The following is a 20994-nucleotide window of genomic DNA, read 5'->3' as shown; positions in this document are numbered from 1 at the left end:
TGATGCCGTCGTACACGCTTCTCAACGCTGCTCTGGCCGTCGCACAGCGCGGCTGGCCGGTGTTCCCCCTCAAACCACGAGGCAGCTTCCCCGCCCTGCACGGGCACGCCGAGTGCCCCGGCACCGGAATCTGCGCCAACGGCCACCTCAAGCCCGAACACCGCGCCACCACCGACCCCGACCGGATCCGAGACTGCTGGAACCACGACGACTACAACATCGGCATCCCCCCGGGCCGAGCAGGCAACGTCGTCCTGGACTTCGACATGCCCAAGCCCGGCAAGCCCGTCCCACCGAACTGGGCCGAGCAGGACGCGGCCAACGGCATGGACGTCTTCCTCCTGCTGTGTGCCGAGGCCGGGCAGCAACCGCCGCTGGAGACCTTCACCGTGACCACACCCTCAGGCGGCACGCACCTGTACTTCACCGCCCCGGACGGCATCGAGCTGCGCAACACCCAAGGCGAGCGCGGCAACGGCCTCGGGTGGGGCATCGACACCCGCGCCCACGGCGGCTACGTCGTCGGTCCCGGCTCGATCCGTCGCGACGGCCGCTACACCATCACCCACGACCGGCCGCTGCTACCGCTGCCCGCCTGGCTGTGCGAACGCCTCGCCCCCGCACCGCTGCCACCGCAGCAGCCGATCCCGATCACCACCGGCCAGGGGCGACGGGCCCGCTACCTCGACGCTGCGATCTGCGCCGAAACCGAGCGCGTGCGCACCGCCGTGGGCGGAGAGCGGAACTTCTCCCTGTACTGCGCCGCGAACGCCCTCGGCCAGCTGGTCGCCGGGGGCGAACTCGGCGAGCAGGACGTCACCGAGCTGCTGTTGCACGTCGCCCACGATCACGTCACCGCCGGCGCCTACAGCTGGAACCAGGCACACAAGACCATCGCCTCCGGCCTGCGTGCCGGAGCCGCACGTCCCCGAAAGGTCGCCGCGTGAACAACCCGCAACCATCCGGGGCCGACAACGTGCGCCCGCTGCGCCCCGAACTCGCCGACACCTTCGCCAACGCCTGGACCGCCGACAGGCTCATGGCCGCCGAGTTCCCCGAACCCCGGTGGGCCGTGCCCGGAATCTTCTCCGAAGGCGTCAACGTCCTGGCCGGGCCGCCCAAGGTCGGCAAGTCCTGGATGTCTCTCGGCCTGGCGCTGTCCGTCGCGGCCGGAGGCCAGGCGCTGGAGTCGATCGACGTGCAGCCCGGCCCCGTGCTCTACCTCGCGTTGGAAGACACCCCACGCCGGTTGCAGACCCGCATGGGCAAGCTACTCGGCGGCAAACCCGCCCCACCGGGTCTCACCCTGGCCACCGAGAGCCCCGCACTGCCCGCCGGGGGCGATCAGGCCATCGCCGGATGGCTGGAACGCCACCGGGACGCACGCATGGTCGTGCTCGACGTATTCGCCAAGATCCGGGGCGTCCCGCCCGCAGGCATGTCCGCCTACGACGCCGACTACGCCGCCGTGTCCCGCGCGAAACGCATCGCCGATCACTACGGCGTCGCGATGGTCCTGGTCCACCACGTCCGCAAGATGGGCGCTGAGGACTTCCTCGCCGAAGTGTCCGGCACCAACGGCATCGCCGGAGCCGCAGACGCCGTCCTGGTCCTCAAGCGCGGCCGGAACCAGGCCGACGGCGTTCTCAACGTCACCGGCCGCGACGTCGACGAAGCCGAATACGCCCTGTCCTTCCAAGCCACGACAGGAAGTTGGCAGCTGCTCGACGGCCCCGCCAGCGACCACACCCTGAACGACACCCGCGCCACGATCCTGCGCTACGTGCGCGAAAACCCCGGTCTCGGCCCGAAAGCCATCGCTGAAGCGACCCGTTTGCCGCACGAGAACGTCAAAAAGACCTGCCAGCGCCTGGCCAAAGAAGGCCACCTGCACGTCACGAGCGGCCGATACCGCATCCCCAGCACCGCCGAGGCATCCGGCGGCGCGACCGACCACGAAGTGTCCCCGACGTCCCCGCTGTCCCCGAACCTCTTCTGAACAGCCAAAACAGCATCTGAAACCCGGGGACACCTCGGGGACACGGATCCCAACTTCCCCTCGAACGAAGGAGGTAGTAATGGTCAAGCGCAGCGGAAACTATCTGAAGGTTCCCGAGGTGTGCGACGAGCTGGGCATTGCGCGCAGCACTTTCTACGACTGGCGAGCGAAAGAACAGGGACCGCCGTGCGTGCGGTTGCCCAACGGATCGCTGCGGATTCGCCGAACTGACTTCGAAAAGTGGCTTAACGACCTTGAGGATGCCGCCTGATGTACACCTCTTACAACGTGAAGATTCACAAGACCTGGGTTTACCGGGGCAAGCGTGGAAACACCTACTACGTACGGTGGCGAGTCGAAAAAGAGCCGTTCAAGAGGCCGTTCGCAAACAGCACGCTCGCAAAGAGCTTCCGATCGAAACTGGTTTCGGCAGCCAGTGAGGGCGAAGCATTCCGCACTGACACCGGCTTGCCAGTCTCGATGGAACGACCGAAGCAGGAAATCAACTTCTACGCCCTCGCTCTCGACTACGTCGCCATGAAGTGGCCCCAGGCGGCAGCGACATATCGTCGGACTATCGCGGAGGCGCTTACTGCGGCAACTCCGGTCATGCTCAAGGACAGCAACGGAAAGCCCGATGACGCAACGATCCGTTCGGCGTTGGGGTGGGCCTTCAACCTCTCCAAGAGGGAGCGCGAGGACAAGCCGGACCACATCGCAAAGGCGCTGTCCTGGATCGAGCGGAACTCGTATCCGCTCACGTACGTAATGAGGCCGGTGACGGCACAGGCGCTCCACAACGCGACGGTCACCCGACTCGATGGCAAGCCGAGCGCCAAATCCGTTGCGCGTCAACGGCGAATGATCGTGTCAAACATGTTGAAACATGCCGTGAAGATGGAGCTGCTGCACTCGAACCCGCTGAGAGAGATCGAGTGGGCGGCACCTAAGCCCTCACGGACGATCGACCGGCGGCGAGTTCCGAATCCGGTGCAAGTACGCACCCTGCTGCGCGAGATGATGCAGGTGAAGCGCAGCGGCCCGAAGCTCTATGCCTGCTTCGCCAGCATGTATTTCGGCGCTCTTCGCCCGGAAGAGGCGGTTGACCTTCGTAAGCCCTTCCTGAAGCTCCCGGAGCCGACATGGTCGGAGGCCAAGAACGACTGGGTCTACGGCTGGGGCGAGATCTACATCGAAGACGCCGCACCGCACGCAGGCAGCAGCTGGACGGACGCCGGCCAGCCTCGCGACCGGCGCGGCCTGAAACATCGACCCCGCGGGGAAGGGCGGCATGTTCCGTGCCCCCCGGAGCTGACGAAGATCCTCCGTGAGCACCTGGCCAAGTACGGGGTGGCGAGGGACGGTCGGCTGTTTCGCGGCGAGGACGGGCGCGAGGTTCCGTCGATCACATGGAACCGGGTGTGGACCCGAGCCCGCCGAGCGACGTTTGCTGAGGAGGCCCTGGCGACCCCACTAGCGGGCCGCCCGTACGACCTGCGGCATGCCGCCGTGTCGACCTGGCTCAACGGCGGAGTCGACCCAGCCCAGGTCGCCGAATGGGCGGGCCATTCGGTCGAGGTGCTGCTACAGGTCTACGCCAAGTGCCTGGACGGGCAAGACCAGGTCGCGCGAGACAAGGTGCAGCGCGCGCTCGGCCACCGCCCGAGTGGTTGAGCTGCTCCCGATTTCGTGGGCACGTATTTGGCACGAACACCCGGACGATGGGGATCACGACCGGACACAGCCGGACAATGTCCCGCCTGCTCCCTGGCCTCTTCTCGCAGGTCAGGGAGCGTTTGGGCCAGGTTGCAACTTGCGCCCCCGGCAGGATTCGAACCTGCGACACCCGCTTTAGGAGAGCGGTGCTCTATCCCCTGAGCTACGAGGGCTTGGTCTTCGACCCGTCTCGGAGCGTACCTGCACCGCCTTTCGCTGCCGACACCCGGTTGGCGTCCCTCGCGTCCCACCGGTCGCAGGCTTCCGTCGCGTATCGTCAGGTGATCGTTACCGTTCGGCGCCTATGGGGTGGGTATGGGCAACGAGAACAGCGGTTCGGTGCGCAACCTCGTGCAGATCGGGGCCGTTCACGGCCACGTGCACTTCCACGAGGAGCAGGTGCCGCCGGGGCAGCTGTCTGCGGAGCCGGTCAACTTCGTCGATCGGGAGCCGGAGCGCGAAGCGCTCGACGCGCTGTTGGCCGAGCGGCGTGGTGCTCGGGCCGGGTGCGTGGTGATCAGCGGGATCAACGGGGTCGGCAAGAGCGCGCTGGGCACCTACTGGTCGCACCGGGTGATCGGGGCGTTCGAGGACGGCCAGGTGGTGTTCGACTTCGACCTTGGGCGGCGGAGCCTCGACGAGGCCGCCGAGCACTGCTTGCGTTCGCTGGGCGTTGACGGTGACCGGATCCCGCTGGCGACGGATGACAAGATCGTCCTGCTGCGCAGCAGGACCAAGGGCCGGAAGCTGCTGTTCTTCTTCGACGACGTGGCTGACCTGCGGGAGATCGAGAAGTTGCTGCCCGCCTCGGCGGACAGCCTCGTGCTGTGCACGGCCCGAGAAGATGCCGCCGACCTGGTTCCGGACGGGGTTCGCCCGATTCGGCTGACCGCGCTCGAGCCGCCGCATGCCCTCGACTACCTGAGGTGGAACGGGCTGCGGGCGCGGGTCGACGCTGAGCCCGCCGCTGCGGCGGAGCTCGTGGATCAGTGCGGCGGGTTGCCGATCGCGTTGCGCGTCGTCGCCGGTCTTTTGCAGCGGCGGGCGTCTTGGAGCATCGCGCGGGCGGTCCGGGAGCTCTCCGGTCGGCGGCGGAAGCACTTCCACACGGTCTTCTCGGCCCTGGATCTCGCGGTTGGGGAGCTCCAGGCGACCGAGAAGGAACTGTACGCGTGGCTGGGCGTGTTCCCGGGCCCCGTGTTCTCGGCCGGGGCGGTGGCGGCGTTAGCCGATCTGGCTGAGATCGACGCCGAATCCCGTCTCGCCGAGTTGCACAGGACTTGTCTGGTGGAAGAGAACGATCAAGAGCAGTACCTGCTCCACGACCTCGTGGACGAGCACGCCTCCTCCGAAGCCGTGCGGGCGCTCGGCGCCGCGAAGCGCGACGATGCGCTGCGGCGCCTCGTCGGTTGGTATCGGTTGCAGGGCGCCTTCGCCGACCGGATGGTGATGGAGCCGAGCCGCCTCCGCGTCGTGGACGACGACGTCGCCGGGGAAAACCCCTTCGCCACCCGGGAAGAAGCGCTGGAGTGGCTGGAGCGGGAGCGGGTCAACCTGCTCGGCATAGTCCGGTTGGCAGAAGAAAGTGGTTTGCGCGTCGACGTGATCGCGCTCTGCGACGGTCCATTGTGGGCGCTGCACAACCAGCACAAGCACTATTCCGACACGTTGCGGGCTTTGGAACTGGCCATCAAGTGCGCACGGGAGATCGAGGAGCCCGTCGCGGAGTCCCGGATGCGGTGCCTGCGCGGGCAGCTGCTGATGGAGTGCGACGAGCTCGCCGAAGCGCAGGAGGAATGCGCGCAGGCCGTCGCCGTGGCGGAGCGAGCCGGGCATCGGCGGATCCTGGCTTCTGCCCTGGAATTCCAGGGCAAGGTGATGCACGCGCTCGGCGAATTCGACGGGGCAGTCGGGAATTTCGAGCGGTCGCGGCGGCTCAACGAGGAGTTGGGGCGCCGTCGCGGCATGGCGCTGCAGGAATACCTGATGGGCAAGTCGTTTTCCGGGCTCGGCCGCCACGGCGAGGCCTTGGAGCTGTTGCGCGCCGCCCTGGAGCGGATCGCGGAATTCCCCGAGGACAAGCGGACTCCTGGACAGATCAGGGTCGCCGCGGCTCGGGCGCACCAGGCGCTCGGCCAGCATGAGCAGGCCCTCGCGCTGCTCCAGGACGCCATTGCCGCGACTCGGGAGCGGCAGGCATCCTTCGACCTCGCCGAGCCGTTGGAACTGCTCGCCGACTCGCTGACCGCGACCGGGCAGCCGGGTGCGCGGGACTGCCTGGACGAGGCGCTGGCGATCTACGAGCAGGCGCAGAGCCCGAAGGCGGAGCGGGTGCAGCGCAAGCTCGATCGCGAGTGATCGTTACCGGAACGACCACTCACGAGTGGAACAGCCCCACCGGCTCCGGACGGGCAGGCCACGGCGGCTCCGGGAGTTCCAGCCGCCGGTAGATCAGCTCGCGAAGGTGCTGGTAGGGGTTGTCGTGGAAGGCCAGGTCGGCGAGCTGCTGATGATCCGGGACCGGCCTCGCCGCATCGATCTGCGCCCGCACGTCCCCGGCCGGGTCCAGGCGTTCCGCTCGTCCTCCCAGCAGCGCCATCGGGGAGCCGGGCACCACCTCGTCGGTGCCGAAAGCCGCCAGGAGCAGCGGTTTTCCCAGCGCGGCAGCGTAGAACGACAGCGACCCGTGATCGGAGACGACCACGTCCGCGGCGACCAGCGCGGCCTGCCACTTGCGCAGCCTTGGAACCAGGACGAGCCCGTTGCGGAGGGCCGTCCGCAGCCAGGTTTCGAGCTGCAGGCCGCCATGCCTGCTCCAGACGTTCGGGTGCAGCACCAGCGCCACCTGGTAGTCGGCGGGTAGCGCGGCGACCAACTGTTGCGCCAGCCCGCCTTGTTGGCGGAACAGCGAATGCGGGCCCCAGGTTGAGGCCAGGACCACCAGTTTTCGCGGGCCGGTGCCGAGGGCTGCGCGGTACTGTTCGCGCATCGGCAGGCTGACCTGGAGGCGCGCGAAGCAGGGGTCGCCGATCACCTCGGCGCGCGGGACCGCTTCCGGGCAGCTGCGCCGCAGCTCGGCCAGTTGGCTCGGGTGCGAGAGGCCGACCACCGCCGGGACCACCCGTCCCTCGTGCATCAGCTGGGCGGTGGAAAGGCCCGAAACTTCCTCTGCTACACCGGTTTCCGTGGCGCGGAGCTTGTGGTGCCCGGCGCCGTGCGGCAGCGTCAGCACCGGGACGTCCAGCTCGTGCAGCGGGCCGTTGCCGCTCGGCGAGATCGCGAAGTCGAAGTCCTTGCCGATGGCCTGCTCCCAGTCCACGACCTGCGCCTGCGAGCGGTGCAGCTCGTCGGCGAGGTTCGCGGCGAACTCAGATCCTGCCGCCACCGCGAAGCGGGTCTCCACCCGCATGTCGTCCGCGAGCACCGGGAGCACGTCCAACAGGCGGTCCAACGCGGTCAGAGTTCTCACGACGCCGAGGATCCGGCGCAGCACCGGCGCGGAGTCCCAGCGCCCCGCCCTGCCCGGCTCAGCGGACATGGCCGCCACCAGCGGCTTCCGGGCTTCCGGGCTTCCCGGCTTCCCGGCTTCCCGGCTTCCCGGCTTCCCGCGTCGATCATCGATTCTACCTTGCTGCGCAGGGGAAATCCGCCGCCATCTGGGCGCAGCGTGGTGGGCACGGCGACCGATCCTAACCGAGCCGGATCCGCCTCAACCCGCGGTCGACCGGTCCGCGGTCGGCCGGTCGCCGTCGATCTCCCAGCGGTTGCGTCCGGCCCGCTTCGCCCGGTACAGCGCGATGTCGGCGGCGGCGAACAGGTGCTCCAGGTTCGCCGGGCCCGCCGCGACCCCGATGCTCACCGTCGGCGGCCTCGTCGTCCACCCGAGCACCAGCTGCCAGTCGTGCCGGTGCACCGCGGCGCGGATCCGTTCGGCGACGATCGGCCCGGCGTCGCGGGATTCCTCGGAGGCGTCGACGAGCAGCACCACGAACTCGTCGCCTGCCCACCGGCAGAGCAGGTCGTCGGCGCGGCATTCGCGGCGCAGCAGCTGCGCGACTTCCTGGAGCACGACGTCGCCCGCGGTGTGGCCTGCGAGGTCGTTGACGTCCTTGAACCAGTCCACGTCCAGCAGCAACAGCCACGGCACCCGCCCGGCCGCGGCGGTGCTCTCGAGCAGCATGGGCGCGCGCCGCTCCAGACCGAGCCGGTTGGTCAGACCGGTCAGCGGGTCGCGTAGCGCGGCTTCCTGCGCGGCCACCGCCATGCGCTGCGCCTGCACCGCCACGCGGCGCTGCTCCAAGGCCTGCCCCAAGCCCTCCTGCAGCACGTCCACGGCCGTGCTGCCCGCGGCGACCGTTCGCCGCAGCGCGGCGGATTCGCCGACCGGGTCGGACAGCTCCTCGCAGATCGCCGCCAGGTCGAGGGAGAACTGCATCATCAGCATGGTGTCGCGGATCGTTTCGGCGCCGTCCAGTGCGCGGCTGGCGAACGTCCGGGCCTCCTCCAGGCGGCCCTGGTCGCGGCGCACCACCGCCAGCACCCAGTTCGCCACCGACGCCGTGTACCAGTCGTCGGCGGCCCGCCCCAGCGCCAGCGCCTGCAGGGCGGCCTTTTCCGCGGCTGCCGTGTCGCCGACACCGGCCAGCGCCCGCGCGAAACCGGCCAGCGCCGAGCGCTTCACTTGCCCCGGCTTGGACAGCGCCTGCGACTCGTCGAAGAGGCTGCGGGCCAACGCGAACTGCGCCGCCCCCGAGTCGTCCGGACGGGTGACGGCGCGGAACACCCGCGCGTTGCCCTCCCTGCTCAGGCAGTGCGCCAGCGCCGCCTGGTCACCGGACTCGCGGGCGATCTGCACGGAGAGCGCCATCAGTTTCAGCGCCGGGCCGCGGTGGCCGATTGTGTCCAACAGGTAGCCGAGCATGCTTATCGTGTGGGCGGCCGCCGCGCCCTCGGGGCGGTCCACGTCCAGGTCGGTCCAGCCCTCGGCGATCAGCTCCAGGGCGAGCGGGATGCGCTCCAAGCGCCACGCCACCGAGGCCCGGTGCACCAGCACGGTGGGCCGGATCCACTGCTCGTCGACGTGGTTCGCCCCGGCCGCGAGCAGCTCGTCGAACGCCGCGTTGGCCTCGGCGAAACGGCCGGAGTCCAGCAACAACCGCACGTGGCGGTCTTGGGCCGGCAGGTGGCCGACCATCAGCGGATCATCCTGCTGCACCGCGTCCTCGCTGGAGCGCACCTAGTAGGGGAACCGCGTGTCGGAGCGGTTTTCGTGGCCTACAGGCTACCGGTTGTGACCGTGGCCGTACTTGTCGTAGTGGACGACCTGCTCCAGCGGCAACCGCTGCCGCCAGCCGTGGCGTTCCAAGTCAGGTGTGTCGGCCAGGGCTCGCACCGGTCCCACACACAACCATGCCACCGGACGCACCCCCTGCGGAATGCCCAGCAGGCGGCGGAGGAACTCCTCGCGGTAGAAGCTGACCCAACCGACGCCCAGGCCTTCGGCGGTGGCGGCCAGCCACAGGTTCTGGATGGCCAGGCACACCGAGTACAGGCCGGCGTCAGCGATTGCGTGGCGGCCGAGCACCTGGGGTGCGCCGCGGTTCGGGTCGTAGGTGACGGCGACGCCCAGCGAGGACTCCACGATGCCCTCGACCTTGATCTTGGCGAAGGTCTCGGCGCGTTCCCCGTCGAGCTGGGCGGCGAACACGCTGCGTTCGGCCAGCACGTGCTCGCGGAAGGAGCGGCGGGTGGCGTCGTCGCGGACGAGTACGAAGTCCCACGGTTGGGACAGGCCGACGCTGGGCGCGCTGTGCGCGGCGGTCAGCACGCGGCGCAGCACGGGGTCGGGGAGTTCGCCGCCGGTGAACCCGCGGCGCACGTCGCGGCGGCGGTTGATCACGTCGTAGAGGTCGGCGGCGGGGGCGGTGTCGGTCAACTTCGGGGCTCGTCCGGCGATCGTCATCGCCGTCCATCCTGCCGCGCCGCTGGGGCAACGGCGCGAGGGGCACCGGCGCCGGCCGCCCGTAGCACCTGCTATCGAACGAGGCAGCGGGACGACGTTTGCCTGGTCATGGCCCGTGAGTGCTTTTTGGGGCTGTAGAGGCAGTTTTGGAGGGTTCTGGGTGAAGCGAACGGACCGTTCGTATCGCATACCGACGTGAACAGTCCGTTCGCTTCACCCCGATTGGCGAGGCGGAACCAGGTCGGTCCCGCTGGGCAGCCAGCGGAACGTCCACACAGAACGAGTTCCAGCACAGCCTCTACAGCACCCACCGCAGTCACGGCCGTTCACCTGGGCGAACGCCTCATTTGCGGCCGTTCGACGGGTACGGGAGGAGCGCCATCTCGCGGGCGTTCTTGATCGCCTTCGCCACGTCGCGCTGCTCCTGCGTGGTCAGGCCGGTGACGCGCCGGGAGCGGATCTTGCCCCGGTCGGAGATGAACTTGCGCAGCAGCGAGGTGTCCTTCCAGTCCACCTGGACGACGCCTTCGCGCTGGAGGAGGTTGGGCTTGCGGCGGTAGCTGCGACGGTCGTTGTTGCGCACGGCTCACCAACTCGACTTCGTCACGCCGGGCAGCTCGCCGGAGTGCGCGAGCTCGCGCAGCCGCACCCGGGAGACGCCGAACTTGCGGAAGTAGCCGCGCGGCCTCCCGTCGACGGCGTCGCGGTTGCGCAGCCGCACCCGGCTTGCGTTGCGCGGCTGGCGCTGCAGTTCGCGCTGTGCGGCATCGCGTTCCGCCGGGGTGCTCCCGGGGGCGACGATGATCTTCTTCAGCTCGGCCCGCCGCTCGGCGTAGCGGGCGACGATCTCGCGGCGCTGCTCGTTGCGCGCGATCTTGGACTTCTTGGCCACTGGGCCGTTCCTTTCAACTCTCCGGGCTCGCGAATGCTCGCTGGTCGAGACGAGCCGGGAATCACCGTCTAGCGTTCTTCGCGGAATTCGACGTGCTTGCGGGCGACCGGGTCGTACTTGCGGAGGACCAGGCGGTCCGGGTCGTTCCGGCGGTTCTTGGTGGTCACGTAGGTGAAGCCGGTGCCGGCCGTGGACCGCAGCTTGATCACCGGGCGGACGTCGGTGCTCTTGGCCATCAGATGCGTTCCCCTCGCGCTCGCATCTCGGCCATTACGGACTCGATGCCCCGCTTCTCGATCGTCTTCATGCCCTTCGTCGACACGCGCAGCCGGATCCAGCGGTTCTCGGACGGCAGCCAGTAGCGCCGTCGTTGCACGTTGGGCAGCCAGCGGCGGCGGGTGCGGTGGTTGGAGTGGGAGACCTGGTTGCCGTAGCCGGGTTTCTTCCCGGTCACCTGGCAGCGGATGGACATGACCTACCTCTCGATAATGACATCCATTTTCATTTTGTCGGTGTCGAGAGTAGCGTGTGTCCGCGTCAGATGAAAACCGTTGTCGATTGAGGTGGGGATGGGAACCGAGTCGTCCGCGAACCGGCGGATTCCGCTGATCATGGTGGCCGGGATCCGCGCGGCGCAGGTCGCGGCGGCCGCCGAAACGGCCCGGCGGGAAGCCCCGGCGGGCACCGCACTCGTGCACCACGACCTGCGCCAAGTCGCCCAGGGCGTCGTTCGGCGCCTGGTCCGTCACGGCGACAGCGAGAGCACCGAGGTCCTGGAGCTCGCGCACGGTTGCGTGTCCTGCACGCTGCGCCTGGACATGCTGCCGCTGCTGCGGAGGCTGTCCGCCGCGCCCGATGTGACGCGGATCGTCGTGCAGCTCGATCCCGCCCTGGAGCCGGAAACCATCTGCTGGGCGCTGCAGCACGTCCTGGTGGACGACCGCCCCCTCACCGACGACGTCGACGTCCAGGCCGTGGTCACCACCATCGACCTGGCGACCTGGTTGGCCGATGCGACCGGCGAGGAGGAGCTCGTCGAGCGAGGGCTCGGCGGCAGCGCGGACGACGAGCGCACCGTCGCCCAGGTCGCGGTGGGGCAGGTCGAATTCGCCGACGCGATCGTGCTCTCCGGGCGCGCCGACGACCCGTGGAACCAGGTGCGCACCGAGGCCGTGATCGCCCGGCTCACGCCCAACGCGCCCGGCACGCACCTCGACGACCTGGACGTTTCCGCGCTGCTGGCCAAGGTGCCCGCCGACGCGCGCCGCGGCGAAGTCGACGGGCCGCAGGGGCAATTGCTGCGCGGGCAGCCGTCGCTGGAAACCGATGCCGGGGTGTCGGTGGTGGTTTTCGAGGAGCGTCGGCCGTTCCACCCGGAGCGGCTGCACCAGGCGATCGACGTGCTGCTGGACGGCGTGGTGCGCACCCGCGGCCGCGTCTGGGTCGCCAGCCAGCCGGACGTCGCGCTGTGGCTGGAGTCCGCGGGCGGTGGACTCGGCGTCGGGCACGCCGGGCCGTGGCTGGCCGCGCTGGAGCCGGACAAGTGGGCCGACGTTTCGCCGGAACGGCAGGTGAGGGCCTCGCTGACCTGGGACGACTACTACGGCGACCGGATGCAGGAGCTGGTCGTGATCGTCCACGAGGCCAACCCGCAGGACATCGTCCACGCCCTGCGCCACGCCCTGCTCACCGACGACGAGCTCGCCGCGGGCGAGCGCGCGTGGGCGAACTACGAGGACCCGTTCGGCGAGTGGCACACCGACCCGTGCGGCGACGACCCGGCGGAGACCACCGCGGACGCCACCGGCGAGACCGGCACCCGGTAGCGCGTCGCCGGGAGCCGCAATCCGCGCGGTGCCGCCAGCGGCTCCGCGCCGCAGACCTACGAGGAGAAACCATGAAGCCAGGAATCCATCCCGAGTACCGGCCCGTCGTGTTCCAGGACCGCACGACCGGGGACCGGCTCCTGACCCGCTCCACCGCCACGTCCGGCACGCGGACGGAGTGGGAGGACGGCAACACCTACCCGCTGATCGTGATCGACGTGACCGCCTACTCGCACCCGTTCTGGACCGGCAACCAGCGGGTGCTGGACACCCAGGGCCGGGTCGAGAAGTTCCGCCGCCGCTACGGCGACCGGATCCGCTGACCCCCGCAGCGCGACCGGACCTGCCCGAGGGTTTCGGAGCGAACGGACCGTTCGCCTCGATCTAGGAAGTGAACGGTCCGTTCACCTCGCCAACCAACCCCCAACGCGACCACGAGAGGACCGACATGGCCGTTCCGAAGCGGAAGATGTCCCGCAGCAACACCCGCCACCGCCGATCGCAGTGGAAGGCGGCGGTACCCGATCTGGTGCCGATCGTCGTCGACGGGCAGCGCAAGCTGGTGCCGCGCGCGCTCATCCGGCACTTCCAGCAGCGGTGACCGATCCGGCGCGTGCGATCACCCCGAGTGACGGCGCGCCTCGGGATCACGCCGAACTGGAGACGGATGTCACGAGGTGCCGCGACGTACGGCGGGTTCTCAGCTGCTTCTCAGGGCTAGGGGGAAGACTGTTCCCATGCGCATCCTCGTCGTCGACGACGATCGTGCCGTGCGGGAATCGCTGCGAAGGTCGTTGCAGTTCAACGGGTACCAGGTCGAGCTCGCCGCGGACGGTCAACAGGCACTGGACTTCCTGGCTGGCAACCGCCCAGACGCCGTGGTGCTCGACGTGATGATGCCCCGCCTGGACGGCTTGGAGGTCGCGCGGCGCCTCCGCAGCACCGGGGACGACCTGCCGATCCTGGTGCTCACCGCGCGCGACGCCGTGTCCGACCGGGTCGCCGGGCTCGACGCGGGCGCCGACGACTACCTGCCAAAGCCGTTCGCGCTCGAAGAGCTCCTCGCCCGGCTGCGCGCGCTGCTGCGCCGCGCCAGCCCGCCGGAGGCCGGGCAGGACGCACAGCCAGCGGCGCTGCGCTTCGCCGACCTGGAGCTGGACCCGGGCACCCGCGATGTCCGCCGCGGCGAGCGCCCGATCAGCCTGACCCGCACCGAGTTCGCCCTGCTGGAACTGCTGATGGCGCACCCCAAGCAGGTGCTGACCCGCAGCCGCCTGCTGGAGGACGTGTGGGGCTACGACTTCCCGACCTCGGGCAACGCCCTGGAGGTCTACATCGGATACCTGCGTCGCAAGACCGAGGCCGAGGGTGAGCCGCGGTTGATCCACACGGTTCGCGGCGTCGGTTACGTGCTCCGCGAGACGCCGCCGTGACAGTTCCCGCACCACCTCCGCCCGACCTCGACCCGCAAGAGCGCCCGAAAGGCCGGTTCCAGCGCGTCTCGCTGCGCAACCGGGTCACCTGGCTGGCCGCGATCTGCGTGGCCGGCGCGGTCGCGCTGGTGTCGGTCGCGGCGTTCGTCACCGTGCGCGACAGCCTCTACCAGCAGTTGGACGACAACCTCACCGAGCGGGCGGTGGAAGCGGCCGAGGGCCCGCTGGTGCGTACCGCGGACCTGCAGCAGGTGCCGGTGGCGTTCTTCGTGGCGCAGAACTTCAAGATCAGCGTGCTGTCGGCGGACGGCGTCGTGGTCGGCCCGAACGACCGGCCGCCGATCAGCCTCGACGAGCTGGCGGTCGCCAAGGGCCAGACCGGCGAGTCGCTGCGCACCGATCAGCGCACCAACAGCCGTGTGGTGGCGGTCCCGACCGGGCAGAAAGCCGCGCTGGTGATGTCCACGTCGCTGCAACCCACGCAGCGGACGCTCGCGCAGCTGAGCGTGGTGCTGGTGGTGATGGGCGGTGCCGGGATCTTGCTCGCGGCGGCTGCCGGGACCGCGGTGGCCCGTGCCGGGCTGCGGCCGGTGCAGCGGCTGACCGCAGCCACCGAGCGCGTCGCGCTCACCGGTGACCTGCGCCCGATCCCGGTCGGCGGCGACGACGAGCTGGCCCGCCTGACCACGAGTTTCAACAAGATGCTCGGTGCCCTGGCCGAGTCGCAGGAACGGCAGCGGCGCTTGGTTGCCGACGCCGGCCACGAGCTGCGCACCCCGCTGACCTCGTTGCGCACCAACCTGGAGCTGCTGATGGCCTCGGCCCGGCCGGACGCGCCGAAGCTGTCCGAGCAGGACCGGGCGGAGATGTTCACCGACGTCCAGGCGCAGGTGATGGAGCTGTCCGCGCTGGTCGGCGACCTCGTCGAGCTGGCCAGGGAGGACACCCCGCAGGCCGTGCACGAGCCGGTCGACCTGGTCGACGTCGTGGAGCGCGCGTTGAACCGCGCGAGGCGCCGGGCGCCGCGCATCGAGTTCGACGTCCGCCTGGAGCCGTGGGTGATGATGGGCGACGCGACCGCGCTGGAGCGGGCGGTGCTGAACCTGCTGGACAACGCCGCGAAGTGGAGCCCGGACGGCGGCCGGGTCCGGGTGGACCTGCATCCGGCCGCGAACGGCGTGACCACCGAGCTGGAGGTCGCCGACAGCGGGCCCGGCATCGCCGCGGCGGACCGGCCGTACGTGTTCGAGCGCTTCTACCGGTCTTCCGACGCGCGGACCCTGCCGGGCTCCGGGCTCGGCCTGTCGATCGTCAAGCAGGTCGCGGAGCGCCACGGCGGGACGGTCTGGGCCGGTGAGGCGCCCGAGGGCGGGGCGCTGCTGCGCATGGCGCTGCCGGGCAGCCCGCAGTACATCGAACAGCAATGAACAGTCTGCTTCGTCCGCTGCGTCGGATTGCGGTGTCATACGCCGGTCACCCGTTCGGGTAATGTTGGTTCTTGTTTGCTTGACTGCCGCGCGGGTCGTTGATCATTCCCGGTGAGAACCTCACGAGCGCGCGGCCCCGACGGGCTGAGGGGACGGGTGGAGTGCTCGCGCGGCAACGCCAGGAAGTGATCCTCGACGAGGTGCGGCGCACCGGGGCGGTGCAGGTCGGCGACCTGGTGCAGCGGCTGGGCGTGTCGGACATGACGATCCGCCGCGACCTCGACGCGCTGGCCCGCCGCGGCCTGGTGGAGAAGGTCTACGGCGGCGCAACCTCGACGATCGGCCGCAGCACCGACGAGCCGGGCTTCGAAGCCAAGTCGGTGCGGCAGCTCGCCGAGAAGGAGGCGATAGCGCGGTTGGCCGCCGAACAGGTCCGGCCGGGCACCGCGATCGGCCTGTCTGCGGGAACGACCACCTGGACGCTCGCGCGGCACCTCGACGAGGTCGCCGACCTGACGGTGGTGACCAACTCCGTGCGGGTCGCCGACGCCCTGCAGCAGCGCGGCCGCACCGACCGCACCGTGGTGCTCACCGGCGGCGTCCGCACCCCGTCGGATGCGCTGGTCGGGCCCGTCGCGGTGCAGGCGCTGCGCTCCCTGCACCTGGACCTGGTGTTCCTCGGGGTGCACGGGATGGCGCCGCGGGCCGGTTTCACCACCCCGAACCTGAACGAGAGCGAAACGAACCGGGCGCTGGCCGAGGCGGCGGGCCGGCTGGTCGTGGTCGCCGACAGCTCCAAGTGGTCGACGGTCGGGATCTCCACGATCGTCGACTTCAACGAGGTCGATCTGCTGATCAGCGACCAGGGCCTGCCGGGCGACGCGCGCCAGCTGCTGGCCGAGCACGTCGAGCTGCTGCTGGCCGATCAGCAGGGCGTGGAGGAGGAGCGGTGAAGCGGACGGCGCGACGGCTGGCCGACGGCCGGGAGATCATCTACTTCGACGCCGACCCGGCGCGGATCCGGGACGCCGACGACACCAGGGACCTGCCGCCGCAGGCCCCGGCTTCGCAGCTGCGACGGGATCCGCTGACCGGCGAGTGGGTCGCGATAGCTGCGCACCGGCAGGCGCGGACCTACAAGCCGCCAGCCGAGCTGTGCCCGCTGTGCCCGAGCGCCCCCGGGCGGCCCACCGAGATCCCGGAGCCGGACTACGACGTCGTCGTGTTCGAGAACCAGTTCCCGTCGTTCGCCCAGGGCATTCCCGGCGCGGAGTCCACTGTAGAGGGCATGCCGATGGTGCCGGTCGCGCCCGCGAACGGCCGCTGCGAGGTGGTGTGCTTCACCTCCGACCACCACTCGTCGTTCGGTGAGCTCAGCCCCGCGCAGGCGCGGACCGTGGTGGACGTCTGGGCCGACCGGACCGCCGGACTGGCCGAGACGCCCGGTGTCGAGCAGGTGTTCTGCTTCGAGAACCGCGGTGAGGAAATCGGCGTCACCCTGCACCACCCGCACGGCCAGATCTACGGATATCCGTTCGTCACGCCCAAGACGGAGAAGATGCTGCAGGTTGCCGAGACGTACCTCGCGCAGCACGGTCGGCACGTGCAGGGCGACGTGCTCGCCGCCGAGCACGCGGCGGGGGAGCGGGTGATCGTCGACTCCGAGCACTGGACCGCCTTCGTGCCCGCGGCCGCGCGGTGGCCGGTCGAGGTGCACCTCGTGCCGCACCGCCAGGTGCCGGACATCGTGGCGCTCACCGGCGCCGAACGCGACGACTTCGCGGTGACGTACCTGGACGTCCTGCGCCGCCTCGACGGACTCTACGATCGCCCGCTGCCCTACGTCGCGGCCTGGCACCAGGCGCCGGTGCGTACCGGCCGGGAGCTTTCCTGGCTGCACCTGGAGGTCTTCTCGGTGCTGCGCTCGGCGAACAAGCTGAAGTACCTCGCGGGCTCGGAGTCCGGCATGGCGGTGTGGATCAACGACGTCACCCCGGAGCAGATCGCCGCCCGGCTGCTTTGACCCGTTTCCGCCCCCGGCATCCCGAAGCGCCACGCCGGGGCTGATCTCGCCAGGCCCGTGAGTATTTTGGGGCTGCAACGTCCAAAAGCGCTCACCGGCTGGCGCTCACCGCCACACGACCCGACAACCGGGCCCCGCACGTCGGAGATCACAGTCCGCGCCAACGGTTATCAGGCTGACCCACAGCCTGGTCTCAGACACTTCTCAGCCATCTGGAGCAAGGTGGAGCCATGACCGAACACACCCCGGGCAACTCCGGCGATCAGCCGGAAGAACCGAAGCCGCAGGCGAACGGGCCCGCCGCGGGCACCGGCGACACGCCACCAGCCGGGGTGCCGCTGCAGCCCCAGCAGCAACAGCCCCAGCAGCCCCAAGCTCCGGCTCAGCCGCAGGCGCAGCACCAGGCCCAGTCCCAGCAGCCCCAGCCCCAGCCCCAGCAACCCCAGCCTCAGCAACCCCAGCAGCCGCAGACGCAAGCCGAGCACGCTCAACAGCAGCAAGCCCATCACCAGCAAGCCCATCACCAGCAAGTCCAGCCCCAGCAACATTCCCATCACCAGGCTGGGGCGGCGCAGCCGCCGCACTCGACGCAGCAGTTCCCGCATTCGCAGCCGTGGCCTTCGGGTGGCTACAGCGCGCCGGTCCAACCGTCCCAGCAGCGGAACCGGCACGGCGGGCTGATCGCAGGTGCGGCGGCGCTCGCGCTGGTCGCGGGCCTGGTCGGCGGCGGTGTCGGCGGGTATGTCGGGTACGAGCTCGGCGGTGACAAGGGCGCCGTGACCGCGCTGGACCAGCCGCGGCCGGCGCGCAGTGCGAGCACCGCGCCGCAGGGCTCGGTGCAGCAAGTCGCCGAGAAGGTGCTGCCCAGCGTCGTCCAGCTGCAGCTGGTGACCGCGCGCGGCGCCGGCGAAGGTTCCGGGATCGTGCTCAGCAGCGACGGCTACATCCTCACCAACAACCACGTCGTCGACGGCGGCGGGCAGCGCGGCCAGCTCACCGCGCTGTTCCACGACAACCGCTCGGCTTCGGTGCGGGTCGTCGGCACCGACCCGTCGTCCGACCTCGCGGTGGTGAAGGCCGACATCACCGGCCTCACCCCGGCCGGACTCGGCCGCAGCGACGACCTGCCGGTCGGTGCGCCGGTGGTGGCCATCGGTTCGCCGTTCGGCCTCTCCGGCACCGTGACCAGCGGCATCATCAGCGCCAAGGACCGCCCGGTGCGCGCCGGCGGGGAGTCCGGCAGCGAGGACACCGTGCTCAACGCGCTGCAGACCGACGCCGCGATCAACCCCGGCAACTCCGGCGGCCCGCTGGTCGACATGGACGGCAACGTGGTGGGCATCAACTCCGCGATCTACAGCCCGGGCTCGGGCCAGCAACAGGCCGGCTCGGTCGGGCTCGGCTTCGCGATCCCGATCGACCAGGCCAGGCGCATCGCCACCGAGCTGAAGGACACCGGCTCGGCGACCCATACCACCCTGGGCGTCAGGATCAGCAACGCGCAGCAACCCGGCGCGCAGGTCCGCGACGTCACCCCCGGCGGACCCGCCCAGCAGGCCGGGATCCAGTCCGGCGACGTCATCACCAAGATCGACGACCGGTCGATCCTGGACTCCGACTCCCTGGTGGCCGCGGTCCGCTCGCACAGCCCCGGGGACCGGGTGCGGATCTCCATCACCGGCACGGGCGGTGATCGCACCGTGGACGCCACCCTTACCGGTCAGAAAGGGTGATCAGAACGCACGGCCGGTTCCCCGGCCGTGTTCCGCGTCGACCGCGCCGGGCTGCCCTACCCCCTCCGGGCCGCCCGGCGCGGTCGACGGCTCGGCTTCGCACAACGGTCGAAAGTCAACTCGGGGACATCGCAGGACTTGGAGGAACATGTCCGACGAAACAGGCACCGTGGTTCCGCGCAGGCCGGTGAGGCTGGTCGATCTCACCAACTCGTTGGATCTGACCGAGGAGACCCTTGGCACTACGGTTACCGGCATGGAACGCAGCGCGCAGCGGTTGGGGCGGGCCCTCGTGGTCGTGGTGGACGATCGGGTCGCCCAGGGCGAGCAGGAAGACAACATCGGTCCGTTGGTGACCGAGTTGCTGGAGGAAGCCGGTTTCATCGTTGACGGTACCGTCGCGGTGGCCGGCGAGACAGTCGACATCCGCAACGCGCTGAACACCGCGGTGATCGGCGGGGTCGACGTGGTGATCACCGTCGGCGGCACCGGTGTGTCGCCCCGGGACGTCACGCCGGATGCGACGGCGGGCGTCCTGGACCGCCCGGTCCCGGGCATCGCGGAAGCCCTGCGGGCCTCCGGGCTGGCGGCGGGCGCGGTCGAAGCCGGCGTGTCGCGAGGCCTGGTCGGGGTCTCCGGCAGCACGCTGGTGGTGAACCTCGCGGGTTCCCGGGCCTCGGTCCGGGACGGCATGGCCACCCTGACTCCCCTGGTGACACACGTGATCGAACAGCTCTCAGGCCTGGAAACGTCCTGACCTGAAGACGAAGCGGTGGCGGCTCCGAGCGGAGCCGCCACCGTTGTGTTCTTCGGGTTCCGGTTGGCGTCAGGGGGTTTTCGGGCCGGGTTCGGTCGGGCCGCCCTTTTCCCCCGGTCCCTTTTCCCCCGGTCCCTTTTCCCCAGGTCCCTTGTCGTCGGGGCCGTGCCCGTCCCGCTTGAGGAGGCCCTCGACCTTGTGGCTGGCGTTCTCGATCTTGTCGTGGTACTTGCCGCCGGTGGCCTTGTCCAGGCTCGACTTGGCGGCGTCGAGTCCCTTCGCCGCGCTGGGGCCTGCTTTCTCGGCGAGTTCTTCGGCCTTGTCCTTGGCCTGGTTCGCCAGTTCCTTGGCCTTGTCCAGGAAACTCATCTTTTGCCTCCCGTGGCTTCGACACCCGGTGAGCCACGCCCGGCGCCGCTCCCGCGGCATTTACCTGCAACAACATTCACTGTAGCCGACATCACAGCGATGACCGTGCGATGCTCCTAACCGCTCATCGTGATGGGGGACGATGGAGGTGTGACCGCGAACGACCGAGGCAGAACCACCGACCCGGCCGAACGGGAGCGGCGGCGCAGGCTCGCCGAGATCTTCGGCGACGTTCTGCCCGAGACCACTTCCGACGACCGCCCGGACCGGACTACCGCGGGTGACGACGAACGCTGGTACCGGGAGAACCGCCCACCGCACCACGACGCCCGCTGACGCTCGGTGGCCTCAGCAGGCGGCGATGCTCACTTCTGCTGGCCGTCGCCCGAGACGCTCGCCTTCTTGGCTTCGGCGGCGAGGCCCTTGACCTGCGGGAGGCCCTGCTCCCGGCGCAGCAGGTCGCGGATTTCCAGCAGCAGCTCGACGTCGGTCGGCTCGGCCTGGCCTTCTTCCTTGCCCTTCTTGCGGCGTTCCGAGATCTTCTTCATCGGCAGCACGAACAGGAAGTAGACGACCGCCGCCGTGATGAAGAACGTGATCACCGCGTTGATCATCGCGGCGAAGTCGATGATCGAGGCCTCGTTGCCGTCGCGCAGCTGGATGGTCAGGCCGGTGACGTTGCCGCCCCCGGTGGCGGCGATGATCGGCTTGAGGATGCTGGTGGTGAAGGACGTGACCAGCGCGGTGAACGCGCTGCCGACGACCACCGCGACTGCGAGGTCGATGACGTTCCCGCGCATCAGGAAGTCCTTGAAGCCCTTGAGCACGCTGGGAGCTCCTCTCCAAATCATGGGTGG

24 protein-coding genes and 1 tRNA gene are annotated in these 20994 nt (G+C 69.7%); 15 read left to right on the top strand and 10 right to left on the bottom strand.

Annotation, left to right across the window (positions count from 1 at the left end):
* The first annotated feature begins 2 nt into the window (after positions 1-2).
* From SSPN_RS0140975 to SSPN_RS0140960, 4 genes are all read left to right on the top strand, one after another.
* The gene (locus tag SSPN_RS0140975; protein ID WP_010316421.1) at positions 3-947 is read left to right on the top strand and encodes a bifunctional DNA primase/polymerase; all 945 of its coding nucleotides are present in this window, start codon (positions 3-5) and stop codon (positions 945-947) included.
* Positions 944-1999: an AAA family ATPase gene (locus tag SSPN_RS0140970; RefSeq protein ID WP_010316419.1), complete on the top strand. Its 1056-nt coding sequence runs from the start codon at positions 944-946 to the stop codon at positions 1997-1999. The genes SSPN_RS0140975 and SSPN_RS0140970 overlap by 4 nt, the downstream gene beginning before the upstream one ends.
* A gap of 79 nt (positions 2000-2078) precedes the next feature.
* The gene (locus SSPN_RS0140965) at positions 2079-2270 is read left to right on the top strand and encodes a helix-turn-helix transcriptional regulator (RefSeq protein WP_010316417.1); all 192 of its coding nucleotides are present in this window, start codon (positions 2079-2081) and stop codon (positions 2268-2270) included.
* Positions 2270-3673, top strand: a complete 1404-nt coding sequence (locus tag SSPN_RS0140960) for a tyrosine-type recombinase/integrase (RefSeq protein WP_010316415.1) — start codon at positions 2270-2272, stop codon at positions 3671-3673. The genes SSPN_RS0140965 and SSPN_RS0140960 overlap by 1 nt, the downstream gene beginning before the upstream one ends.
* A 142-nt stretch (positions 3674-3815) precedes the next feature.
* On the opposite strand, the gene SSPN_RS0140955 is transcribed toward SSPN_RS0140960, so the two are convergent.
* A tRNA-Arg gene (locus SSPN_RS0140955) sits at positions 3816-3888 on the bottom strand.
* 142 nt (positions 3889-4030) lie between these two features.
* Between SSPN_RS0140955 and SSPN_RS0140950 the strand changes: the two genes are divergently transcribed.
* Complete coding sequence (locus SSPN_RS0140950; protein WP_010316412.1) at positions 4031-6073, top strand: tetratricopeptide repeat protein; 2043 nt, start codon at positions 4031-4033, stop codon at positions 6071-6073.
* Between the two features lie 19 nt (positions 6074-6092).
* On the opposite strand, the gene SSPN_RS48290 is transcribed toward SSPN_RS0140950, so the two are convergent.
* The 7 genes from SSPN_RS48290 to rpmB form a co-directional block, all read right to left on the bottom strand.
* Complete coding sequence (locus SSPN_RS48290; RefSeq protein WP_044577484.1) at positions 6093-7253, bottom strand: hypothetical protein; 1161 nt, start codon at positions 7251-7253, stop codon at positions 6093-6095.
* 171 nt (positions 7254-7424) lie between these two features.
* Positions 7425-8909 (bottom strand): GGDEF domain-containing protein, encoded by a 1485-nt coding sequence (locus tag SSPN_RS0140940; RefSeq protein ID WP_044577481.1) that lies wholly within the window; start codon positions 8907-8909, stop codon positions 7425-7427.
* A gap of 87 nt (positions 8910-8996) precedes the next feature.
* Complete coding sequence (gene bluB / locus SSPN_RS0140935) at positions 8997-9677, bottom strand: 5,6-dimethylbenzimidazole synthase (protein ID WP_010316406.1); 681 nt, start codon at positions 9675-9677, stop codon at positions 8997-8999.
* Positions 9678-10020: 343 nt separating this feature from the next.
* Positions 10021-10260 carry a 30S ribosomal protein S18 gene (gene rpsR, locus SSPN_RS0140930; RefSeq protein ID WP_010316405.1) on the bottom strand — a complete coding sequence of 80 codons (240 nt, stop codon included), beginning with the start codon at positions 10258-10260 and terminating at the stop codon, positions 10021-10023.
* 3 nt (positions 10261-10263) lie between these two features.
* Positions 10264-10569: a 30S ribosomal protein S14 gene (gene rpsN, locus SSPN_RS0140925; protein WP_010316404.1), complete on the bottom strand. Its 306-nt coding sequence runs from the start codon at positions 10567-10569 to the stop codon at positions 10264-10266.
* A gap of 68 nt (positions 10570-10637) precedes the next feature.
* A complete protein-coding gene (rpmG, locus tag SSPN_RS0140920; protein ID WP_010316403.1) occupies positions 10638-10805 on the bottom strand; it encodes a 50S ribosomal protein L33 in 168 nt (55 codons plus the stop codon).
* Complete coding sequence (gene rpmB / locus SSPN_RS0140915; protein ID WP_010316402.1) at positions 10805-11041, bottom strand: 50S ribosomal protein L28; 237 nt, start codon at positions 11039-11041, stop codon at positions 10805-10807. The genes rpmG and rpmB overlap by 1 nt, the downstream gene beginning before the upstream one ends.
* A 97-nt stretch (positions 11042-11138) precedes the next feature.
* Between rpmB and mrf the strand changes: the two genes are divergently transcribed.
* The 9 genes from mrf (at position 11139) to SSPN_RS0140870 (ending at position 19768) form a co-directional block, all read left to right on the top strand.
* Complete coding sequence (mrf, locus tag SSPN_RS0140910) at positions 11139-12395, top strand: ribosome hibernation factor-recruiting GTPase MRF (RefSeq protein ID WP_010316401.1); 1257 nt, start codon at positions 11139-11141, stop codon at positions 12393-12395.
* A 71-nt stretch (positions 12396-12466) separates the two neighbouring features.
* Entirely contained in the window at positions 12467-12718 is a 252-nt protein-coding gene (locus SSPN_RS0140905; protein WP_010316400.1) for a type B 50S ribosomal protein L31, read from the top strand.
* Between the two features lie 125 nt (positions 12719-12843).
* Positions 12844-12996 carry a 50S ribosomal protein L32 gene (rpmF, locus tag SSPN_RS0140900; protein WP_029536244.1) on the top strand — a complete coding sequence of 51 codons (153 nt, stop codon included), beginning with the start codon at positions 12844-12846 and terminating at the stop codon, positions 12994-12996.
* Between the two features lie 136 nt (positions 12997-13132).
* Positions 13133-13828: a response regulator transcription factor gene (locus tag SSPN_RS0140895; protein ID WP_010316398.1), complete on the top strand. Its 696-nt coding sequence runs from the start codon at positions 13133-13135 to the stop codon at positions 13826-13828.
* Positions 13825-15255 carry a HAMP domain-containing sensor histidine kinase gene (locus SSPN_RS0140890; RefSeq protein WP_010316397.1) on the top strand — a complete coding sequence of 477 codons (1431 nt, stop codon included), beginning with the start codon at positions 13825-13827 and terminating at the stop codon, positions 15253-15255. Before SSPN_RS0140895 ends, SSPN_RS0140890 begins: the two co-directional genes overlap by 4 nt.
* Positions 15256-15416: 161 nt before the next feature.
* Positions 15417-16208 carry a DeoR/GlpR family DNA-binding transcription regulator gene (locus SSPN_RS0140885; protein ID WP_010316396.1) on the top strand — a complete coding sequence of 264 codons (792 nt, stop codon included), beginning with the start codon at positions 15417-15419 and terminating at the stop codon, positions 16206-16208.
* On the top strand, positions 16205-17278 hold the full coding sequence (galT, locus tag SSPN_RS0140880; protein ID WP_010316395.1) for a galactose-1-phosphate uridylyltransferase: 1074 nt from the start codon (positions 16205-16207) through the stop codon (positions 17276-17278). Before SSPN_RS0140885 ends, galT begins: the two co-directional genes overlap by 4 nt.
* Positions 17279-17508: 230 nt before the next feature.
* Positions 17509-19011 (top strand): S1C family serine protease, encoded by a 1503-nt coding sequence (locus tag SSPN_RS53345; protein WP_083822378.1) that lies wholly within the window; start codon positions 17509-17511, stop codon positions 19009-19011.
* Between the two features lie 256 nt (positions 19012-19267).
* Positions 19268-19768, top strand: a complete 501-nt coding sequence (locus SSPN_RS0140870) for a MogA/MoaB family molybdenum cofactor biosynthesis protein (RefSeq protein WP_083822386.1) — start codon at positions 19268-19270, stop codon at positions 19766-19768.
* A gap of 69 nt (positions 19769-19837) precedes the next feature.
* Here SSPN_RS0140870 and SSPN_RS48275 read toward each other — a convergent pair whose 3' ends face one another.
* Positions 19838-20137: an antitoxin gene (locus SSPN_RS48275; RefSeq protein ID WP_010316380.1), complete on the bottom strand. Its 300-nt coding sequence runs from the start codon at positions 20135-20137 to the stop codon at positions 19838-19840.
* A gap of 150 nt (positions 20138-20287) precedes the next feature.
* Here SSPN_RS48275 and SSPN_RS0140860 point away from each other — a divergent pair, with 150 nt between their 5' ends.
* On the top strand, positions 20288-20473 hold the full coding sequence (locus SSPN_RS0140860) for a hypothetical protein (protein WP_010316379.1): 186 nt from the start codon (positions 20288-20290) through the stop codon (positions 20471-20473).
* Between the two features lie 29 nt (positions 20474-20502).
* Here the strand turns inward: SSPN_RS0140860 and mscL are convergent, their stop codons facing one another.
* A complete protein-coding gene (gene mscL, locus SSPN_RS0140855; protein WP_010316378.1) occupies positions 20503-20964 on the bottom strand; it encodes a large conductance mechanosensitive channel protein MscL in 462 nt (153 codons plus the stop codon).
* Between the last annotated feature and the right edge of the window lie 30 nt (positions 20965-20994).

It is taken from the genome of Saccharopolyspora spinosa NRRL 18395 (assembly GCF_000194155.1).
In the GTDB taxonomy this organism is placed as follows: Bacteria; Actinomycetota; Actinomycetes; order Mycobacteriales; family Pseudonocardiaceae; genus Saccharopolyspora; species Saccharopolyspora spinosa.
Note: the sequence above shows the minus strand (reverse complement) of the source record. Positions and strands in the feature narration are given on the sequence as shown.